The 623-nt window shown below is 67.7% G+C and carries 3 protein-coding genes; all 3 read right to left on the minus strand.

Features of this window, described 5'->3' with window-relative positions; all coding sequences use genetic code 11:
• A partial coding sequence (locus tag WS91_RS17495; RefSeq protein WP_059670698.1) for a tail protein X occupies positions 1-190 on the minus strand: 190 nt, incomplete at its 3' end.
• Positions 187-438, minus strand: coding sequence for a hypothetical protein (locus WS91_RS17500; RefSeq protein ID WP_059670699.1), 252 nt, complete (start codon positions 436-438; stop codon positions 187-189). The genes WS91_RS17500 and WS91_RS17495, both read right to left, overlap by 4 nt.
• The coding region (locus WS91_RS17505) for a head completion/stabilization protein (RefSeq protein ID WP_197422249.1) at positions 438-623 on the minus strand (186 nt) is incomplete at its 5' end. The genes WS91_RS17500 and WS91_RS17505, both read right to left, overlap by 1 nt.

Consider the following 623-nt stretch of genomic DNA (forward strand, 5'->3'; position numbering starts at 1 on the left):
GCAGCGGCTTCGTCGGCTCGATCGCGCTGCGCTCCGGCATCTCCACGACGGTTCCCATCGGCAGCACGACGCCGAGCTCGGCGAGGCCGGGGTTCGCTTCCAGCACGGCTTCGACCGTGCCCGCCGTGCTGCCGTAGTGCCGCCAGCAGAGCGCGTCGAGCGTTTCGCCTTGCAGTGTCGCTACCTTCATTTCCCGAATTCCTGCCCGTCGCGATCAAACAGGCCGAGCACGCGCGGCTTGATTCGAGCTCGCCGGCGCGCGATTACGTCGGTCCGTATGGCCGCCTCAGCGCCGATGCGATCCGAGCAATAGGCAATCTCACGCCAGAACAGGCCAGCGACGCACCGTTGCACCTGGAACGCGCCCGCGAAGAACAGCGTTCTGCCGCGCACGCGGGGCTGCGCGATCTGCCGAATGCGATACATGGGCCGGGCCATCAGATCAGCTCCACGGTCGAGCGCGCGATGCCGAGGATGTCGCTGATCGCCCACCGCGCATTGCGGCGCGCATCGTCGATCGTCTCCGCTAGCTCGGCCGCGGCCTGTCCGCCGCTCTTCGTCGTGTCGTAGCCGCGATATTTCTCGGTCATGTCCGCGTGCGTCAGGTGGTACACCGCGCGCCG

Origin of the sequence: Burkholderia sp. MSMB1498 (assembly GCF_001526245.1) — a bacterium.
GTDB classification, from domain to species: Bacteria; Pseudomonadota; Gammaproteobacteria; order Burkholderiales; family Burkholderiaceae; genus Burkholderia; species Burkholderia savannae.

Coding starts and splice junctions, on each gene's coding strand:
- WS91_RS17500 (WP_059670699.1), bottom strand. CDS start 438: ATGGCCCGGCCCATGTATCGCATTCGGCAGATCGCGCAGCCCCGCGTG.